Genomic DNA, 16341 nt, shown 5'->3' on the forward strand with positions numbered 1-16341 from the left:
TGCTTATTTCTCTCCCCCGAACTTGAAGAAGCGGGCGGTGACGAGCATCAGCCCCATGGATATGCCTATGATGATGGTGGATACGGCATTGATCTCGGGCGTGAAGCCCTTGCGGATTGCCGCATAAATCTCCACCGGAAGTGTCGCTTCGCCCGGTGTCGACAGGAAATAGGAAACGACGAACTGGTCGAATGAGACCGCGAAAGCGAACAGGCCACCGGCGATCACCCCAGGCATGATCCACGGAAGTGTGACGCGCGTGGTGACCTGCCACTGGCTGGCGCCCAGCGAACGGGCGGCTTCTTCAAGCTCAGGAGCAAAGGTCTGCAAGCGTGCGGAAACGACCACGATGACATAGGGCAGTGCGAGAGCAACATGGCCGAGCAGGATGGCGTGAAGACCACGCCCGATGCCGACGCCGAAGAAGAAGATCAACATTGCGGTGCCGGTGATCAGCCATGGAATGGCTATGGGTGGGAACAACAGGGCCTGAAGCAGTCTCTTGCCGCGAAACTCATAGCGAAACAGCGCTATCGATGCCGCTGTCCCCAGCACGGTAGCGATTGCCGTGGTGAAGACCGCGATCTGGAGGGAATTCCAGGTTGCGGCGAGAAGTCGTCCGTTCCGTGAAAGATCGGCATACCAGCCCGTCGTCCACTCGAACGGCAATTGGTAGAATGGGGAAGCGTTGAACGACATCAACGCCATGATGCAGATCGGCAGGTAGAGAAAAGAGAGCAGCAGCCCGATCCACACACGACCGAGCGCTTCGAGCAGACGGGTCGTGAACATCATTGCACCCTTCTCAGGATCGGTGCCGACAGGCTGAGAATAACGAGCACCACAGCCAGCAAGATGAAGGAGAGCGCCGCGCCCAGCGGCCAGTTGAAGACGGCAACAAACTGATCCTCGATCACCGTGCCGTAGAATGTTCCGGTGCGCCCGCCCAGAATGCGCGGCTCCATGAAAGAGCCAACCACCGGCACGAATATCAGAACGGAACCGGCAAGCAGGCCGGGCATGGCGAGTGGCAGAACGACGCGCCTCAGGGTCTGCAGTCTCGAAGCCCCCAGTGAGCGGGCCGCCTCGATGAGCGCGTTGTCGATTGCCTGCAGGGTCAGATAGCAGGTAAGGACCATGTAGGGCACGTAGGAATGAACGAGGCCGATGATCACCGCCGGATAGGAATACATGAGGTCAATATCGATCCGGAACGGCAATATCGCGTTCAGTGTCGTGTCCAGAAGCCCCCCTTCCCGAAGCACCATGGCCCAGGAGAATATGCGGACGAGGCCATTTGACCAGAATGGAAGAATGACCAGGAGGAAAATCGCTTCTCGCGCCCTGCCCTTCAGAACCCTCGCCAACACATAGGCTGCAGGAAAGCCGATTATCGCGCACCAGAGGGTTACTTCGAGGCCGAGACGGATCGACGCCCAGAGCAACGTGACGTACAACCCGCTGGAAAAGAACGCCGCGTAGTGCTCCAGGGTTAACGACCAATCCCTGCCAGACATGGGCAGCTCGGTCATGAAGGAGAAAAGCGCCATCGCCGAGAGTGGAAGGAAGATGGCCACGACAAGCCAAAGATAGGCGGGCGTGAGCAGCGGTAATGCTGGTCCGATGCCCCCTCTTCCGCGGATCGATGTTGCCATGCCTCTCCTCCCGATGGTCTCGATGCCGCATCCCGCCCCTTTTCCTCATGTGAGCGGGATGGGGCCGCTTTTTCTGACTATTGTGCGCCGACCTTGAGTTCCTGCCAGATGGCCAGATATTCTTTTCTCTGTTCGTCGGTGATGGGAGCCTGAAACTGGATGCGATCCGCCACTTTGGGGTCGCCCATCACAGCCCTGTTGAATGCATCTTCGGGAAGAGCAGCGACAGCCTTTTCATTGGCGGAAACCGGCGCGCCGACTTTCGTGACCCATTCGACGTAGAACTCCGGGTCGATCATGTAATTAATAAAGGCTTCGGCACCCTCGACATTGTCGGAGCCGACAGGAATGGAGAAGGCGTCGAGCCAGGCCACGGCTCCCTCCTCCGGGATTACCAGACTGACCGGCAGGTTGAACTGGGTTTTGGCACGATCAGCCGAGCCGGACCAGTATGTTCCTATATCGATCTGGTTCGAAGCGACCATCTGATTCCAGTCGTTCTCCGAACTCCAGAAGGTGCGGATTTGCGGCATGAGTGAAGTGAGCTTCTCCTTCACCGCATCCATATCCTTGATGTCATTGATGTTCTGCCCCGAGGCGATCGCTCCGAACTGGATAGCCTCGACGGCGTCATCGCGAATGACGACCCTGCCCTTGTGCGCCTCATCCCACATGACCGAGATGCTGGTGGGGGACGTCTCGAACGATTTGTCGTTGACGGCGATCGCGGTCAGTCCCCAAACCCACGGCACACCATAAACCTTGCCGTCCTGGTTCAGCATGGGAGAGTTGGCCTTTTCGCCGGAAATGTCCGCGTAATTCGGGATTTTTGCGGTGTCGATCGGCTGGATGAGAGATTCCGCCAGTGCCTGACCGGTGAACGCCGCATTGATCATGACAACATCGTAAAGGCCGGGATTCGTCCTCAACTTGGTCAGCATTTCCTGTTCGGAATTGAAGAAGTCGTTGACCACCTTGTGGCCCGTCGCCTTCTCAAAGGCTTCCACAGCCCACGGCTCGTCAGCGCCATACCCTTTCCAGTTGAGCACGTGCAGCTCGGCGGCATGGACGGAGACTGTACACACGGACAGCAGCACCGCTTGTGCTGCCAGTTTCCCAAGCAAATTGGTCATCGGTTGTTCCTCTCTTTTTGTGCCATCGTTGTTATTGTTTCCTGCGCATATCATCGGTCGGTTCGCCGCAGGTTCTTTCAGTCAGGAAAGCCCGTATCTCAGTGTCGTTCGGCGCAGCGCAACCACCATGCCGGCTGACAGAGATTGCCGCCGCGGCGTTGGCATAGCGCGCAGCCGCGAAAGCCTCTTCGCCCCGCGCGAGTGCTGCGATGAAGGCGCCGATATGCGTGTCGCCCGCGCCATTCGTGTCCAAAGCAGGCACTGAAAACCCGTCGACGGCGCCATCGCTTCCACCACCCAAAAGCAGATATGCGCCAAGTGCACCGGAGCGGATGACCACACCATTTGCACGAGGGCAATGGTCGGACATGAGAAGGGCAGCATTGATGGCAGGATCGGCCGCACCGGCAAGTGAACGTGCTTCCGCGACATTGCAGCTCAACCATGTCGTACGGGCCAGAACGCGGGCACGAATGGAAGAAGGTATCTCGGCCACAACCGGCGTCGGGTCGAAAATGACCGGTGTGCCTGACGGCAAGGCCTCAAGCCAATCGGCCAGCGCATCACGGCTGCCGGGATAAGAGAGTGTATAGCCCGATATGAAAACCCAATCGGTTTCCTGCACGGTTATCGGAGCCAGGTCAGCGATCGTCAACGCGGCTTCTGCACCGGGCCAGGAGACAAAGGTTCGTTCGGCATCTGCGGTGACCAACACCACACAATTCCCGCTGTCGAGCTCGGGTGCGCGCGGGGTCAATGTTTCCACCCCTTCGGCCGCGAACGCTGCGCGCAGAAAATCTCCTTCCGGCCCTGTGCCATGGCGACCGGCAAACGCAACCGGCATGCCGGCCCGTCTGGCTGCGACCATCACGTTGAAACCGCCACCGGCGATGCGGTTGTAGCTCGATGCGGTCTTTTCGCCGCCAGGCTTCGGCAAGGCGTCTATCCGGTAGACGTAATCAACAACGGCGCTGCCGGCATGGATGAGACGTGTCATGCCGCCTCCTCGTCCCCGACACGACGGAAGCGCTCTGCAACGAGCTTCGCAGCCAATGTTTCGACAATCCTCATGTCGAGCCCGTTCAACTCCGCTATGCGGTTCTGCGGCAGGCTGTTCATGCCCGCACAGGCGCCCGCCATGCCTGCAGCAATCGCTCCGATCGTGTCGGTGTCGCCACCGAGATTGGCGCTGATGACCGCAGCACGCCACGGATCCCCTTGTGCCACTTCGAGGACAGCGAAAGCCGCAGGCACAGACTGCTGGCTTGCAACGCCCGTGCCCACGAGCTCTGAAATCAATCCGATTGCGCGTTCAGCAGGCTCGCCGCGTACGAGGTCTGTCGCCCAACGAATGCGCGCTGAAATATCGGGGCCGGCCACCCAGTGCCCGTGGCCTGCACCCAGCCTCGCGGCGTCTACGGCGTGCTTGGCCGCATGCCGCCAGTCGCTGCCAGAAACACCATGGCTCACGGCAGCCGCCACTGCCGCCGCTGAAGCAATCGCCATGGATGTGTTGTGGGTGGCGCGGCAGGTTTCGGCCACCTTGGCCGCGAGCGCAGCCGGTGCGCTGGACGGCATCATGATCCCGACCGGGGCGATGCGCATGGCGGCACCGTTGGTGTCGCCGTCGCGCCCCGCCTCTTCAGGTGGCGTACCACTGTTGATGGCATCAATGGCGCGTTTGGTAGATGGGCCCAGCAAATCGTAGCTGCCGCGCGCCTTGACGTCACGCTCCCACTCGACAAGCGCATTCACCCAGCGGTGATGATCAAACGCATCGTCGGTTTCAAGCAGGACCTGCCCCAACAACAGCGCCTGTTCCGTATCGTCGGTGATGGTGCCGGCGGGAAGCCCTTTCGACACCGGATGGTCGGGAACAGGTAGAACGAAATTTTCCACGAACCCGTAAGTCTCACGGATTTGGGCTGGCGAAAGCAACTGCGTTGGCATGCCAAGCGCGTCGCCCAACGCCCCACCGATCAACGCGGCCTTTGCCCGATCTTCAGCAACTGACCTGTCCGACATTCCTCAAAACTCCAGGTGCAGTGCAAAGTGCTTGGGGTTGAGCAAGCTGGTGACATACTCGATGGGATAGCCGTTCGGCCTGCGTGTCAGCCGGCGTGTGCGCAGAAAAGGCGTTCCCGTTTCGCATCCCAGAATGGCCGCATCCTCGGGCGACAACATTTCGATATCGGCCCACTCTTCTCCGTGATCCGGAACAAGGCCGGCTCCCCGCAATGTCTGGTGCAAAGACCCCTCCCGCAGCCCTTTGAGCGGCACCTCTTCGAGCTCGGGCGACAGGGGCAGGCGCGAACGCTCGATGGAGATCGCATAGCCGGTGCCCGCATTGCTGCGTGCGCGATCGACAGCGATGAAGGCCGGCTTTTCGATGCCGAGCATCTCGGCCAGTTCCGGATCCTCAATCACTTCCAGACGCAGCGTGCGGGTCTGGACATTGGCGCCCGCGTCAGCAAGCGCCTTCGACCAGCCGATCGCGTCATCAACCATTTTTCCGTCGAAGGTGACAAAGGAGCCGATCCCGACCTTCGTCGTGATCAGCCCCCTGGCCGAAAGTTCTTCCAGGCCGCGCCGAACCGTATTGCGACTGACGGCGAAGCGCTGCACCAACTCGTTCTCACTTTGCAGCCGCTCGCCAAACCCCAGGGCACCTGAACGAATTTCCCGTTCCAGAACGGTGGCAATCCGCTCGGGCTTCGCCATTCCCGGTGACAACGTATTCGCGCGTCGAGACATATAAACCTGTCCAGTGAACCTGTATAATCCTGTACTTTACAAGTCGGCAGGTGTCAACGCGTTCGGCTCCTGCCCTGTGCGCAAAGAGAATACCTGCGGCAGCGCACGATCAGGCGGACATCATGAATGTCGACAATGAAACCACCACCATGCCTGCTGAACTCTTGATCCCTTCGTGAAGGTCGCCGACAGCGACCAGGGATGGGAATTATAGCGCTTCACCGGTGAGGGTGATCGCTCTCCAATGCCCTGTCGAGCAGGGACTGCGCATAATCCCGGTCCGGCGCGGTGGTCGTGAACAGAATTCGGTACATGATCGGCGCGATAACCCGGTCGAGGAGTTTATCGACATCGATCGGGCGGTCTTCTCCCTCTGCTGCACGGTCCAGAATCATTTCCAGTTGCTGGCGCGTGTAGGCGGAGCATTGACCCGCATTCTCGGAACGCTCGCCACCAAGAACCTCACGCAGCATTTCCCGTCCCGGTTCGGAGGACATTTCCTCGACAAATTGCTGCAGCCAGATCGCGAGATCATTCCGCCAGTCGCCTGTTTCTTCCGGTGGGGCATCGGGCCGCAGGTTCCGGGCCGCCACCTCGGAAAGAAGCTCCTGGAGAGAACCCCACCGCCGGTAGATGGTCGACGGTGTGACGCCAGCCCGCACGGCGATCGCAGGAACGGTCAGTCCAGACGCGTCGCCCTCCTGTTTAAGCTCTTCAACAGCTTTGAAAACGGCAGCCTGCACCCGGGCAGAACGCCCTCCCGGCCTTGGAACCACGTCAAGTGCACGATCTGAATTCTTCATCTTTTCAACCACTTCCCCCCAGGGTGACCATACAACCGGCGGCAAAAAAAATCACTAACGCAAAATATTTGCATTAAGGAGCCTTTCGCATTATAACGCAAAAAATTCGCTTTTAGCAAAGGACCAGACCATGACCTCGCGAACGATGGGGGCGACGGCCTGCCCCACAACCCAAACTGGCCTCAGTCTGCACGCCTTGTCTCTTATTGCGTTCCTTGCTGCGTCCAGCGTTCCGGCACCGCTTTATCCGCTTTATCAGGCAAAATGGGGCTTTTCCGCTTTCACCATTTCGCTGGTTTTTGCTGTCTATGCGCTGGCTTTGCTTTTCGGCCTGCTGTTTTTCGGAACAATGTCGAACCGTTTCGGCAGGCGCCCCGTCATTCTCGTATCGCTGGCAATACAACTCGTCGCGATGGGGCTGTTTCTCATGGCCCAGGACAGCGCCTGGCTGATTGTCGCGCGCACGATCCAGGGGTTTGCCACCGGCCTCGCGACGACAGCTCTTGCCGCAGCATTGCTGGACATCGATCAAAAAGCGGGTGCAACCATCAACAGCATCGCCCCCATGATCGGGATGGGGGTCGGCGCACTTGGCTCGGGCCTGCTTGCACAGCTCGCTCCCGCACCCCTCCATTTCGTCTATTTTCTTCTGGTAGCGATTTTTATCGTTCAGGTTCTGCGCACCTTTGCAAGCACGGAAACCGCGACCGGCCTTGCAACCGAGCCCTGGCGCCCTCGCTTGCGCATCGAAATTCCCCGGCAGGCACGCCTGGCTTTTCTGCGGGTTGCGCCGATCAACATCGCGGTCTGGGCGCTTGGCGGGTTCTTTCTCTCTCTGATGCCTTCCCTGATTGGCGAGATCGCCCCGGGGCAGACGCAGGTGCTGGGAGGTGGAGCCGTGGGCGCATTGACACTTGCCGGAGCCGTCGCTGTTTTAACCTTCCGCAACCTACCCATCCGCTCTGCCCTGCTTTTCGGCAGCCTCGCCATGATTGTTGGTCCCGCCGTCATTCTTGGAGGCTTCAGTCATTCCAGCACGATGGCTCTCATGTCAGGAGCCGTCATTTCGGGGCTTGGATTCGGGGCGGGCTTTCTGGGCGCTATGCGCAGCCTCGCCGCTCTTGCCACAGCACAGCAGCGCGCCGGCCTGCTCTCGGCATTCTACACCGAGAGCTATCTCTCGAATGCCCTTCCAGCCCTGGTGGCCGGGGTTGCGGCACAGCGCATCGGACTGGTTCCGACTGCCACGATCTTTGGCGCGGTCATCATTGCGCTCGCCACGCTCTCCCTGATCCTGACCTATTTCGCAACAGTTCCGACCTCGATGGACAAGAAGCCATGACCATCCCCGCCTACACTGCTGAAATGATTGCCGATCTGGCCAATCGTCACGAACTGCCCTTGCCCCAGGAGCGGCGCGCCGCGGTGGCTGCAACATTGACACATGTGCGCAGCTTCATTGGCACACTTCAGTCCGCCCGACAGGATGCCAAAGGCGCCATCACGGAGAAAGACTTTCATGGAACCGTTTGAACTGTCGATTACCGAAGCGTCCACGCTAATCGCAAAGAAAGAACTGTCCCCGGTGGAACTTGTCGACTCGGTGCTCCAGCGGGTTTGGAAGCTGGATGACAATATCGCCGCCTACTCCCTGCTGCTTGCCGAACCTGCGTTGGAGAGAGCCCGGCTCGCCGAAGAGCAGATCATGACCGGTGCTGCCCTTCCACCGCTACAAGGCATTCCGATCGCATTGAAGGACCTCATCGATGTTGCCGGATTGCCGACCAGTGCCAGCTCCAGAGTTCAGGTGGGACATGTGGCAGAAAGCGATGCTGTGACCGTGAAACAGCTCCAGAAGGCCGGTGCCATTTTCACCGGCAAGACGCACACGCACGAATTCGCTTTCGGCCTCACAACACCGCAAACCGCCAATCCCTGGCACACCGAACACACGCCCGGCGGCTCGAGCGGTGGTTCTGCCGCGGCAGTGTCATATGGCGGAGCGCTTGCTGCATTGGGAACGGACACCGGCGGATCAATCCGCGTTCCTGCTGCGCTATGCGGCGTGGTGGGGTTGAAGCCGACGCGCGGAACGGTTTCACTTGAGGGCGTCATTCCCCTTGCGCCGTCGCTCGATCATGTGGGACCGATCACCCGCACGGTGAAAGATGCAGCGCTTCTTCTGGAGGCAATCTCGAAAGCCAAGGTGGACAACTCATCAGCAAATGCGCTGGTCGATCATGAGATTACCGGAACGAAACTCGGCGTGCCGGTCAATTATTTCTACGAGCGGCTCGAGCCGGAAATCGAGGAAGCTCTCGCACAGCTGCAGAGGGCCCTGGCGGACGCCGGCGCCGAGCTTGTGGAAGTCTCGGTGCCGCTGACCGAGACCATTATGCCGGGCCAATGGGGAATCATGCTGGCGGAAGCAGCTTTCGTGCATCGTGACAACATTCGGTCGCGACCAGACCATTACGGCGAAGACGTGCGGCTTCTCCTTGAAACAGGAAGTCTTTTGCCGGCCCAGGACTATCTAATGGCGAAGCAGGCACAAGCACGGCTGGAGCGCGCATGGACAGAGATGTTCCAGAAGGTCGACGCATTGATCGTCCCCACCGTACCGACCGTGGCAGCACGACGCGGCCAGAGCGCTTTCATCTGGCAGGACGGCAGCGAGGAGCCGGTCGTGGTGGCTTATGTAAGATTTAACGCCGCTGCCAATCTGACGGGTGTACCAGCGTTGTCGGTCCCGGCCGGGCGGCACTCATCCGGCCTGCCTTTCGGCGTACAATTCATCGGCCCCGCCCATTCGGAGGCGGTGCTCCTGAAACTGGGGCAGTTGGTTGAAGGCATCACCGGACGGATGCCAATGCCTGCACCGTTTGCCATATGCGCCTGACTGGATTGAGCGACCGCTTTGAGGCAGCGTTTCGGCGCTGCCTCAAAGCGGCGCAGCTTATCGATGATCGCGACGGGTGGTTTTTCCGTCCGCAGACGGTTCGCCAATCCATGTTATCGCTTGAGACAGGTCCCTGGCCGCTGAAAGCGCGCGCGCAGTCGCCATCAACATTTGCGGAAGCACCATCCACTCAAGGCTCCACGCTGCCCCCGAACGCTCCTGCTCATGGATCACTGCATGATGCATGGCCGAAACCTGCGTGGCATTGAAGCGAGCAAGCGTTACCAGAAGTTCACCCAGAACCGGGTTCTGCTTGTGAGGCATTGCCGATGACCCTCCGCCGCCCGAAAGCGCGATCTCGTCGATCCCCTGCTGCGCCATCAGCACCACATCCTGCCCGAACTTGCCGAGAGTTCCTGTCACAAGGGAAAGGAACGATGCGTAATCGGCGATGCCGTGGCGCATGGCGTGCCAGGCCTTGGCTGTGGGGGCGAGCCCAAGGACTTGCGCAACATTCACGACGACGGTGTCAGCCTGAACGCCCAATGCTTTGCGGTCACCAGATGCGCCACCAATCTGGACCCGCTCGACATCAGAGCGTAGCGCGGTTAGCCGCTTCAAATGATCATCCAACGGCAGACGCCAGGTTTTGATCCGGTCGCCAGCCGTAATCATGGTGGCAGCCTGCATGCGCGTACGTCCCATCAGAGGCGCATCCCCGAAACGACTGATGAGTTCATCGAGCGATGCCGCCAGCGCCTTGATGCGCGCTTCCAGAAGATCGGAGGCTTCTTTCAGGGTGAGGGCCAGCGCCGTGTCCACGACATCCTGAGATGTGGCATGACGATGAACCGGATCGGGACCCGCTACGGCCTTCAACTGCCGAACCAGGCGCGGCACCGGCACACCGTCCTGCGCCATGCCGGCTGCAATATCCGTCAAGTCGATCCGTGCATTCTCGATTGCAAGCGCCGCCGCCTCAGCCTCTCCCTCATCGAAAAGACCTGCCCGGCCACAGGCCCGCGTCCAAGCCGCCTCGAAGGCGAGCATGTGGCGCATCTGCTGATCCGGGCCCAGGAGCGTGGCCATCTCCGGGTCGCCGAACAAGCCCGCCAGCCATGGATGATCAAAAACGGAGACGTCCATCCCGAAGCGCCTTTCGACATTGTTCGCGTCGCCTTGATCGGCGCTGCACGGTGAGCTGCATCTTTCAGAGATCAAGAAACACCGTTTCGTGATCGCCTTGAAGGCGGATGTCGAAACGGTATTTCCCATCGGCAACTTTCTTCGCGATCAGCGTTTCCACGCGCGTGCGCTGTTCGATGCGGCTCAGCAGCGGATCGCCAGAATTATCCTCATCCTCGAAGTAGATCCTGGTGTTGAGCCCGGTGTTGATGCCGCGCGCGACGATCCACAATGAGATGTGAGGGGCGCTTCTTACCCCTCCCCGCCCCACATAGCTGCCGGGCTTGACCGTCGTGAGCCTGAACTCGCCGGTCGCCTCATCGACGGCAAAGCGGCAATGGCCCGAAACATTCGGGTCGGCACCCTCCTCCCCCGGGAACCTGCCGCCTCCGTCGCACTGCCAGCTTTCAATCAGCGCGTCGCGCAGCACCCATCCGGTGCCATCAAAGACAGAGCCCACAATGTCTATCATCTGCCCGTTCACCTTACCTGTGACAGGCGACGCGCCGATCTCCTGCGGGAAGGAGCCGGCATTGCCTGCATAAGTGGGCATCAGGCCGATGTGAACGTATGGACCTGCGGTCTGTGAGGGCGTTTCAGCAAGAGTCGTCAGCTTCTGCACCATGATCACATCCCCTCCAGCTTGTTTTCAAACATCGTCTGCCGGCGACCGCGCAAAACGATATCGAACTTGTATGCGAGAAAATCGAGTGGGCGTGATTTCGAGAGGTCAAGAGGTGCCACAAGGCGATCAAGATGGCTGCGATCCCTGACGGTCGCTGCGATCGGGCAATGGGCAATCAGCGGATCCCCCTCGAAATACATCTGCGTGACCAGGCGCTGGCCGAAACTTTGGCCATAGATCGAAAAGTGGATATGCATCGGGCGCCAATCATTGGCACGGTTCGGCCAGGGATATGCGCCCGGCCGTATCGTGAGGAATTCATAATAGCCGCTTTCGTCCGTGAGCGTGCGGCCACATCCACCGAAATTCGGGTCGAGCGGAGCGAAATAGGTATCCTTGACATGCCGGTAGCGCCCGCCGGCATTTGCCTGCCAAATCTCGATAAGCGCATTCGGCACTGGGCGGCAATTCTCATCCAGTACGCGGCCATGCACAAGAATGCGCTCACCCACGGCAGGTGCCAGCCCCTTGGACCAGTTGAGAATGAGGTTGTTGTCGAGTTCGCCGATCAATTCGGCTCCGAAAACAGGACCGGTTTCCTCCGATGGCGTGCTCTCCATCGAAAGAAGCGGCAGATTGGGCGAACGCGTCACGCTGGTCTTGTAGTCCTCAGCATAAGGTGCCGGATGAACCGCCCGGTTGCGTGGGATGAGTGGTCCGAGATCGCTCATTCCTCATTTTTCTCCATCTCTGCATAAGTCTGTTTGGCGAGTTTGAGAGCGTGATTGGCCTTCGGAACGCCGGCGTATATGGCAACGTGTTGCAACGCTTCCGCGATGTCCTCCCGGGAGGCACCTGTGCGTGTGGTGGCCCGGATATGCATGGGGATCTCCTCGAAATTGCCAGTCGCTGCAAGAAGCGCGATCGTCAGCATGGACCGCTCGCGGCGGGTAAGGCGGTCAGACGCCCATACCGTGCCCCAGGCCCCTTCGGTGATCAGCGCCTGAAACGGCTGGTCAAATTCGGTCTTGGCGGCCTCTGCCCGATCCACATGAGCATCTCCAAGCACCTCGCGGCGGACCTTCATGCCCCGTTCAAACCTGTCGCTCAATGCCGCATCCTTTCCAAAAACCTTTCAGTTCCGCCGCAAAGTCACTCAGTCGCTTCATCCGGGCAAAAGACCGGCGCCATCCAACAGCCGCAAGTCTGTCTCAGTCGAGTTTACAAATACGGAAGGGATGACCGCGCCAACCAAGCGCTGAATCTGCATTCGGTCCCAATCGCGCTTCAACACCTGCATTCCCTCCCCCCGAGCCGAAGCTTGCCGCCCCCGCTCTGCGGGGGCGGACGGCATCAATCGATGCGGAACAGCTTCTGAGCGTTCTTGTAGCAGATTTTCTCCATATCTTCGCGCGCCAGGTCCAGGGACTTCAAAACGGCGATCGTGTCGCGGATATATCCCGGACCTTTTTCGGGGTCGAAGGGGCTGTCAGACGCAAACAACACTTTGTCCACCCCGTAGAACTCCAACCCGCAAACGGTGGCCGCGCGAGAACCGAAAACCGCAGTATCCGCATAGAAGTCCTTGAAATAATCGAACGGGCGCTTCTTGAGCCCTTTCAAAACATACGAAAGATCCTCGGTGGACGTACGCTTGCCGAGTTGATCCTGCCCCGGCCCGACGCGCCCTTCGAAGAAGGGAACCATGGCGCCCAGATGATGAGCTAGAACCTTGAGCCCGGGCAGCTTGTCCATCATTCCAGACAGGGCGATCCGTGCCATTGCCGCGCTGGTTTCGTAAGGCCATCCGAAGGTCCACCAAATCTCATAACGGGATTTCGACTCGGTGAGATAATCCGGCATTTCCTCTCCGCGTGAGGGATGAAGAAACACCGGCCTATCGAACTTGGCCGCCGTTTCGAAAATCGGAAAAAACTGCTCATCATCAAGCGGTGCACCGTTGACGTTCGTGTGAATCTGAACGCCGACGGCGCCATCGTTGGCAGAGAATACGCGTTCCAGTTCAGCGACGGCGGCGGAGGGATTGTTCATCGGCAGCGCGGCGAGATAACCTGGAAAATGTTGGGGATGCTTGCTGACAAGCTCGGCAAAACCCTCATTGCCGAGACGTGCAAGTTCAGGTGTTTTGTCCGGCGTTCCCATCTGCTCGATGGGCGGCATGCCCAGACTCAGGATCTGCCGATAATTCTCAAAGGGTTCGATAACTCTGAACCGCTCCTCCAAATCGAAGATGCAGGGGATATTCTGCATACGCTTGCCGATATTTTTGCCGGCACCTTCGAAGGTCTGAATCTTGTCCCAAAGCGGTTTCGGGAAGAAGTGATTGAAGGCATCAATGTACTGCATCTCTCGCTCTCTCTTTATAAAGTGGGTTTCAGCCCCGGCGCTTCGTTCAGCACCGGCACGATTGGGGAATTTGGAGATGCAGGCTCTGCCTGCACCCGGTTAAACCGACGGAATAACGGTCAATGCGGGGAACCACTGGCCTAAGAGTGTCTGTGGCCAGGGTATGCGCAAAAGCTGGTCGAAGATCAGGTAGACAGTCAGTGTGAGTGCGGCTGCATATCCTGCGATCAACTGCCATTTTTCACGCCCTTCGATGCGCATGAAAACCGCAACGAACAGTGGAACTGTGGGGATAAGACCGATCACCGCCATCATCGCGATGAAAAGGACGAGAAAGGCAAAGAACCGTGCCGCGCGCAGAGCAACTGTTTTCAGCGTAATGTCGCCATGATCGACGGATGTATCCATGTGTACTTCTTGCCGAATCTCTCCAGCGTCGGCCCGCGCCCGCTGTACTGACCGCGTAAAGACCTGATTGAGGAAACTCAGCACACAGAAACTCAGCGTCAGTATGCCAACACTCAACGGTCCGACCTTCGCGCCCCAGGGCCACTGGAGCGCTTCGGCAACCATGACACCCGCCAAGGCCAATACGCCGACATAGAGCAGATCCGACCATTGAAGCCGCGGTGTCCCAACATAGCTTGCGATACCCTTGAAACCGCCGAGCGCTCGAACATGGCGGATGAGCGGGCCGGCCAGCACGATGACCGCCATGGTGAAAAGCACGACGACGAGCGGGCGCAACATCCACTCGAAACCATATCGGGTGGTCGAGATGAACATGTAGCGTTCAATCAGGGCGCCAAGCACAAAGCCCAGAACAAGTGGTGGCCGTGGCCAGCGCAATTGCTTCATGATCCAGCCGACAGCGGCAAAGATCAAAAGCGCGTAGAGATCTCCCCAATTGCGTGAGGACTGGAATGCTCCGACATAGACAAATATAAGAACAGCCGGCAGGATCAGCGTGTAGCGAAGAACTGCAATCTTTGCCAATTGCCCGGAAAACAGGAAGCAAAGACCTGCGCCCAGAATATTGGCGATCGCGATCGACCAAACCATCGAGTAGGTGACGTCCAGGTTGGTTGTCAGCATCTCGGGCCCCGGCACGAGGCCGTGGATCAGGAAAACGCTAAGCAGAATGGCCATGGACGCCGATCCGGGCACACCGAAGGCTATCGTTGGAACAAGTGAACCCGCAGTGATTGCATTGTTGGCCGCCTCAGGGGCGATGACGCCGCGCACATCGCCTTTGCCGAAAGTCTTGTCCGCACCCTTTGTGGTCTGGAAAGCCCAACCATAAGCAATCCAGTCGACAACGGAAGAGCCAAGCCCGGGTATGGCACCGACCCCTGCGCCTAACCCGCCGCCACGCAGGACAAGCCACCAGTTCCTGAGGGCATCGCGGAGCCCTTCGCTCATTCCCTTGCGGGTGTCATATTTGGATTCCGAAGCAATGGCGGACCTTTTGATCGCAAGGTCTGCCAGCTCAGGCAAGGCGAAAAGGCCAAGAACGAGCGGCACGATCGGAAGCCCGTCCCATAGATAAAAACTTCCCATCGTATAACGCAGCGTGCCGGTTTGCGGGTCAGCGCCGATCATGGAAATCATGACACCGATTCCAGCGGCAACCAGACCTCGCAGTGGCGAGGTTCCTGACAGAACCGCCACCATTGCTATGCCGAATACAGAGAAGCCTAGAAGTTCCGGTGAGCCGATATAGAGCATGAATGGACGCAATACCGGCACGGTCAGGGCCAGCAGCAGCGCGCCGACCAGCCCCCCGAAAAGAGACGATGTGAACGCTGCACTCAGTGCTCTGCCAGCCTCCCCGTTTTTTGCCATGGGATTGCCGTCCATCACGGTCGCCTGGGCGCCGGCTGTACCGGGAACGCCGAAAAGCACAGCCGGGATCGTGTCGCTTGTACCCGTGACTGCCGACATCCCGAGCAGCATGGCGAAGGCCGCATAAGAATCCATCGTGAACGTAAATGGCAGCAGCAGCGCCATGCCTGCCAGCCCGCCAATCCCGGGGATGATGCCGAGAAAGAGCCCAAACAAGACGCCGCAACCCAGCATGAGAAGCCGGAACGGGTCTGCAAGTGCCACGATGGCATCGCTTGCTGCGCCGAGAACACTGATATCCATAGTCCGAAGGTCCTACTCTCGATTTCTCGATGCAGCGTCCCGGAGGCTGGCACTCCAGGACTGAGGTATGACATTTCCCGATTGCGCCTGGCGAATGTAGAAGTTCCACAGCTTAGCGATATGAAAGCCTCTTGGGCTCGATATTTGCGCAATCTCTTCTGCGGTGAGCGGCATCGGTTCCTGCCCTGCCTGAAGGACCATCATGTGCTGCCTGGCATTCTCGAGAAAATGCACGGCATCCACGAACAGGGCAGGCACCGTTTCAGCTGTCATCACCAATCCGTGCGCGCGGATCAAAGCGGCATCGTGCTGTCCAAGCGTCTCCGCCAGAGCTGCGCCCTGTTCGGTTGTGGTTATCAGACTTGGATCAGGATGCGTGGGTATGCCTGAGGCCCAGCGCACCGCGCGCGCCCGCATTGGCTTCAGCTGGATGCCCTTCATCAAGGTGAAGGTGATCGCCAACTCCATGTGGCAATGCAATACGGCTCCCACATCAGGCCGGGCGCGGAGTATTTCCGTGTGCAACGCCAATTCGAGTGGTGGCTTCAGATCACCGTGAATGACCTTGCCATCCATATCAACAACAAGCAGCCGTGACGGATCAAGTTCACCGCGCGAGTCCGAAGCCGACTGAATCATAAAATGCTCGCCGTCCGGCATGCGCGCGCTGATATGGCCGCTGTAGTCAAGTATGCCGTGAGCGACGAGCATTCGGGTCGCCGCAGCAATTTGTTCGGCCAGAATGGCGTGAGGGTCGTTATCCATGATGAAA

At 59.1% G+C, this 16341-nt stretch carries 17 protein-coding genes; 3 read left to right on the forward strand and 14 right to left on the reverse strand.

Going from position 1 to position 16341, the window contains the following annotated elements:
- Positions 1–3 precede the first annotated feature (3 nt).
- The 7 genes from H7H48_RS04895 to H7H48_RS04925 all read right to left on the reverse strand — a co-directional run bounded on the left by H7H48_RS04895 (position 4) and on the right by H7H48_RS04925 (position 6345).
- Positions 4–792 carry an ABC transporter permease gene (locus H7H48_RS04895; RefSeq protein WP_229448110.1) on the reverse strand — a complete coding sequence of 263 codons (789 nt, stop codon included), beginning with the start codon at positions 790–792 and terminating at the stop codon, positions 4–6.
- Positions 792–1655 carry an ABC transporter permease gene (locus H7H48_RS04900; protein ID WP_229447664.1) on the reverse strand — a complete coding sequence of 288 codons (864 nt, stop codon included), beginning with the start codon at positions 1653–1655 and terminating at the stop codon, positions 792–794. Before H7H48_RS04900 ends, H7H48_RS04895 begins: the two co-directional genes overlap by 1 nt.
- A gap of 77 nt (positions 1656–1732) precedes the next feature.
- Positions 1733–2788, reverse strand: a complete 1056-nt coding sequence (locus H7H48_RS04905; RefSeq protein WP_229447665.1) for an ABC transporter substrate-binding protein — start codon at positions 2786–2788, stop codon at positions 1733–1735.
- A gap of 31 nt (positions 2789–2819) precedes the next feature.
- Positions 2820–3785, reverse strand: coding sequence for a PfkB family carbohydrate kinase (locus tag H7H48_RS04910; protein ID WP_229447666.1), 966 nt, complete (start codon positions 3783–3785; stop codon positions 2820–2822).
- Positions 3782–4813 carry an ADP-ribosylglycohydrolase family protein gene (locus H7H48_RS04915; protein ID WP_229447667.1) on the reverse strand — a complete coding sequence of 344 codons (1032 nt, stop codon included), beginning with the start codon at positions 4811–4813 and terminating at the stop codon, positions 3782–3784. The genes H7H48_RS04910 and H7H48_RS04915 overlap by 4 nt, the downstream gene beginning before the upstream one ends.
- A 3-nt stretch (positions 4814–4816) precedes the next feature.
- Positions 4817–5542: a GntR family transcriptional regulator gene (locus H7H48_RS04920; RefSeq protein WP_229447668.1), complete on the reverse strand. Its 726-nt coding sequence runs from the start codon at positions 5540–5542 to the stop codon at positions 4817–4819.
- A 218-nt stretch (positions 5543–5760) separates the two neighbouring features.
- Entirely contained in the window at positions 5761–6345 is a 585-nt protein-coding gene (locus tag H7H48_RS04925) for a TetR/AcrR family transcriptional regulator (RefSeq protein ID WP_229447669.1), read from the reverse strand.
- Positions 6346–6475: 130 nt separating this feature from the next.
- Here H7H48_RS04925 and H7H48_RS04930 point away from each other — a divergent pair, with 130 nt between their 5' ends.
- The 3 genes from H7H48_RS04930 to H7H48_RS04940 are packed head-to-tail and all read left to right on the forward strand — an operon-like array spanning position 6476 to position 9244.
- Positions 6476–7687 (forward strand): MFS transporter, encoded by a 1212-nt coding sequence (locus tag H7H48_RS04930; protein WP_229447670.1) that lies wholly within the window; start codon positions 6476–6478, stop codon positions 7685–7687.
- The gene (locus H7H48_RS04935; RefSeq protein WP_229447671.1) at positions 7684–7878 is read left to right on the forward strand and encodes a hypothetical protein; all 195 of its coding nucleotides are present in this window, start codon (positions 7684–7686) and stop codon (positions 7876–7878) included. The genes H7H48_RS04930 and H7H48_RS04935 overlap by 4 nt, the downstream gene beginning before the upstream one ends.
- On the forward strand, positions 7865–9244 hold the full coding sequence (locus H7H48_RS04940) for an amidase (RefSeq protein ID WP_229447672.1): 1380 nt from the start codon (positions 7865–7867) through the stop codon (positions 9242–9244). Before H7H48_RS04935 ends, H7H48_RS04940 begins: the two co-directional genes overlap by 14 nt.
- Positions 9245–9301: 57 nt before the next feature.
- On the opposite strand, the gene H7H48_RS04945 is transcribed toward H7H48_RS04940, so the two are convergent.
- From H7H48_RS04945 to H7H48_RS04975, 7 genes are all read right to left on the reverse strand, one after another.
- Positions 9302–10390: a 3-carboxy-cis,cis-muconate cycloisomerase gene (locus H7H48_RS04945; protein WP_229447673.1), complete on the reverse strand. Its 1089-nt coding sequence runs from the start codon at positions 10388–10390 to the stop codon at positions 9302–9304.
- Positions 10391–10454: 64 nt separating this feature from the next.
- The gene (gene pcaG / locus H7H48_RS04950; protein WP_229447674.1) at positions 10455–11054 is read right to left on the reverse strand and encodes a protocatechuate 3,4-dioxygenase subunit alpha; all 600 of its coding nucleotides are present in this window, start codon (positions 11052–11054) and stop codon (positions 10455–10457) included.
- A gap of 2 nt (positions 11055–11056) precedes the next feature.
- Positions 11057–11785 carry a protocatechuate 3,4-dioxygenase subunit beta gene (gene pcaH, locus H7H48_RS04955; RefSeq protein ID WP_229447675.1) on the reverse strand — a complete coding sequence of 243 codons (729 nt, stop codon included), beginning with the start codon at positions 11783–11785 and terminating at the stop codon, positions 11057–11059.
- Positions 11782–12165, reverse strand: coding sequence for a 4-carboxymuconolactone decarboxylase (gene pcaC, locus H7H48_RS04960; protein WP_229447676.1), 384 nt, complete (start codon positions 12163–12165; stop codon positions 11782–11784). Before pcaC ends, pcaH begins: the two co-directional genes overlap by 4 nt.
- 242 nt (positions 12166–12407) lie before the next feature.
- Positions 12408–13421, reverse strand: a complete 1014-nt coding sequence (locus H7H48_RS04965; protein ID WP_229447677.1) for an amidohydrolase family protein — start codon at positions 13419–13421, stop codon at positions 12408–12410.
- A 99-nt stretch (positions 13422–13520) separates the two neighbouring features.
- Complete coding sequence (locus H7H48_RS04970) at positions 13521–15569, reverse strand: tripartite tricarboxylate transporter permease (RefSeq protein WP_229447678.1); 2049 nt, start codon at positions 15567–15569, stop codon at positions 13521–13523.
- A 12-nt stretch (positions 15570–15581) separates the two neighbouring features.
- Entirely contained in the window at positions 15582–16334 is a 753-nt protein-coding gene (locus tag H7H48_RS04975) for a class II aldolase/adducin family protein (protein ID WP_229447679.1), read from the reverse strand.
- Between the last annotated feature and the right edge of the window lie 7 nt (positions 16335–16341).

The sequence above is a fragment of the Nitratireductor sp. B36 genome (assembly GCF_020833685.1).
Lineage (GTDB): Bacteria > Pseudomonadota > Alphaproteobacteria > Rhizobiales > Rhizobiaceae > Nitratireductor.

What these genes read in the sequence shown, in the direction of transcription:
- H7H48_RS04895 (WP_229448110.1), bottom strand. Translation starts at nt 792, where the DNA reads ATGTTCACGACCCGTCTGCTCGAAGCGCTCGGTCGTGTGTGGATCGGG.
- H7H48_RS04900 (WP_229447664.1), bottom strand. Translation starts at nt 1,655, where the DNA reads ATGGCAACATCGATCCGCGGAAGAGGGGGCATCGGACCAGCATTACCG.
- H7H48_RS04905 (WP_229447665.1), bottom strand. Translation starts at nt 2,788, where the DNA reads ATGACCAATTTGCTTGGGAAACTGGCAGCACAAGCGGTGCTGCTGTCC.
- H7H48_RS04910 (WP_229447666.1), bottom strand. Translation starts at nt 3,785, where the DNA reads ATGACACGTCTCATCCATGCCGGCAGCGCCGTTGTTGATTACGTCTAC.
- H7H48_RS04915 (WP_229447667.1), bottom strand. Translation starts at nt 4,813, where the DNA reads ATGTCGGACAGGTCAGTTGCTGAAGATCGGGCAAAGGCCGCGTTGATC.
- H7H48_RS04920 (WP_229447668.1), bottom strand. Translation starts at nt 5,542, where the DNA reads ATGTCTCGACGCGCGAATACGTTGTCACCGGGAATGGCGAAGCCCGAG.
- H7H48_RS04925 (WP_229447669.1), bottom strand. Translation starts at nt 6,345, where the DNA reads ATGAAGAATTCAGATCGTGCACTTGACGTGGTTCCAAGGCCGGGAGGG.
- H7H48_RS04930 (WP_229447670.1), top strand. Translation starts at nt 6,476, where the DNA reads ATGACCTCGCGAACGATGGGGGCGACGGCCTGCCCCACAACCCAAACT.
- H7H48_RS04935 (WP_229447671.1), top strand. Translation starts at nt 7,684, where the DNA reads ATGACCATCCCCGCCTACACTGCTGAAATGATTGCCGATCTGGCCAAT.
- H7H48_RS04940 (WP_229447672.1), top strand. Translation starts at nt 7,865, where the DNA reads ATGGAACCGTTTGAACTGTCGATTACCGAAGCGTCCACGCTAATCGCA.
- H7H48_RS04945 (WP_229447673.1), bottom strand. Translation starts at nt 10,390, where the DNA reads ATGGACGTCTCCGTTTTTGATCATCCATGGCTGGCGGGCTTGTTCGGC.
- pcaG (WP_229447674.1), bottom strand. Translation starts at nt 11,054, where the DNA reads ATGGTGCAGAAGCTGACGACTCTTGCTGAAACGCCCTCACAGACCGCA.
- pcaH (WP_229447675.1), bottom strand. Translation starts at nt 11,785, where the DNA reads ATGAGCGATCTCGGACCACTCATCCCACGCAACCGGGCGGTTCATCCG.
- H7H48_RS04965 (WP_229447677.1), bottom strand. Translation starts at nt 13,421, where the DNA reads ATGCAGTACATTGATGCCTTCAATCACTTCTTCCCGAAACCGCTTTGG.
- H7H48_RS04970 (WP_229447678.1), bottom strand. Translation starts at nt 15,569, where the DNA reads ATGGATATCAGTGTTCTCGGCGCAGCAAGCGATGCCATCGTGGCACTT.
- H7H48_RS04975 (WP_229447679.1), bottom strand. Translation starts at nt 16,334, where the DNA reads ATGGATAACGACCCTCACGCCATTCTGGCCGAACAAATTGCTGCGGCG.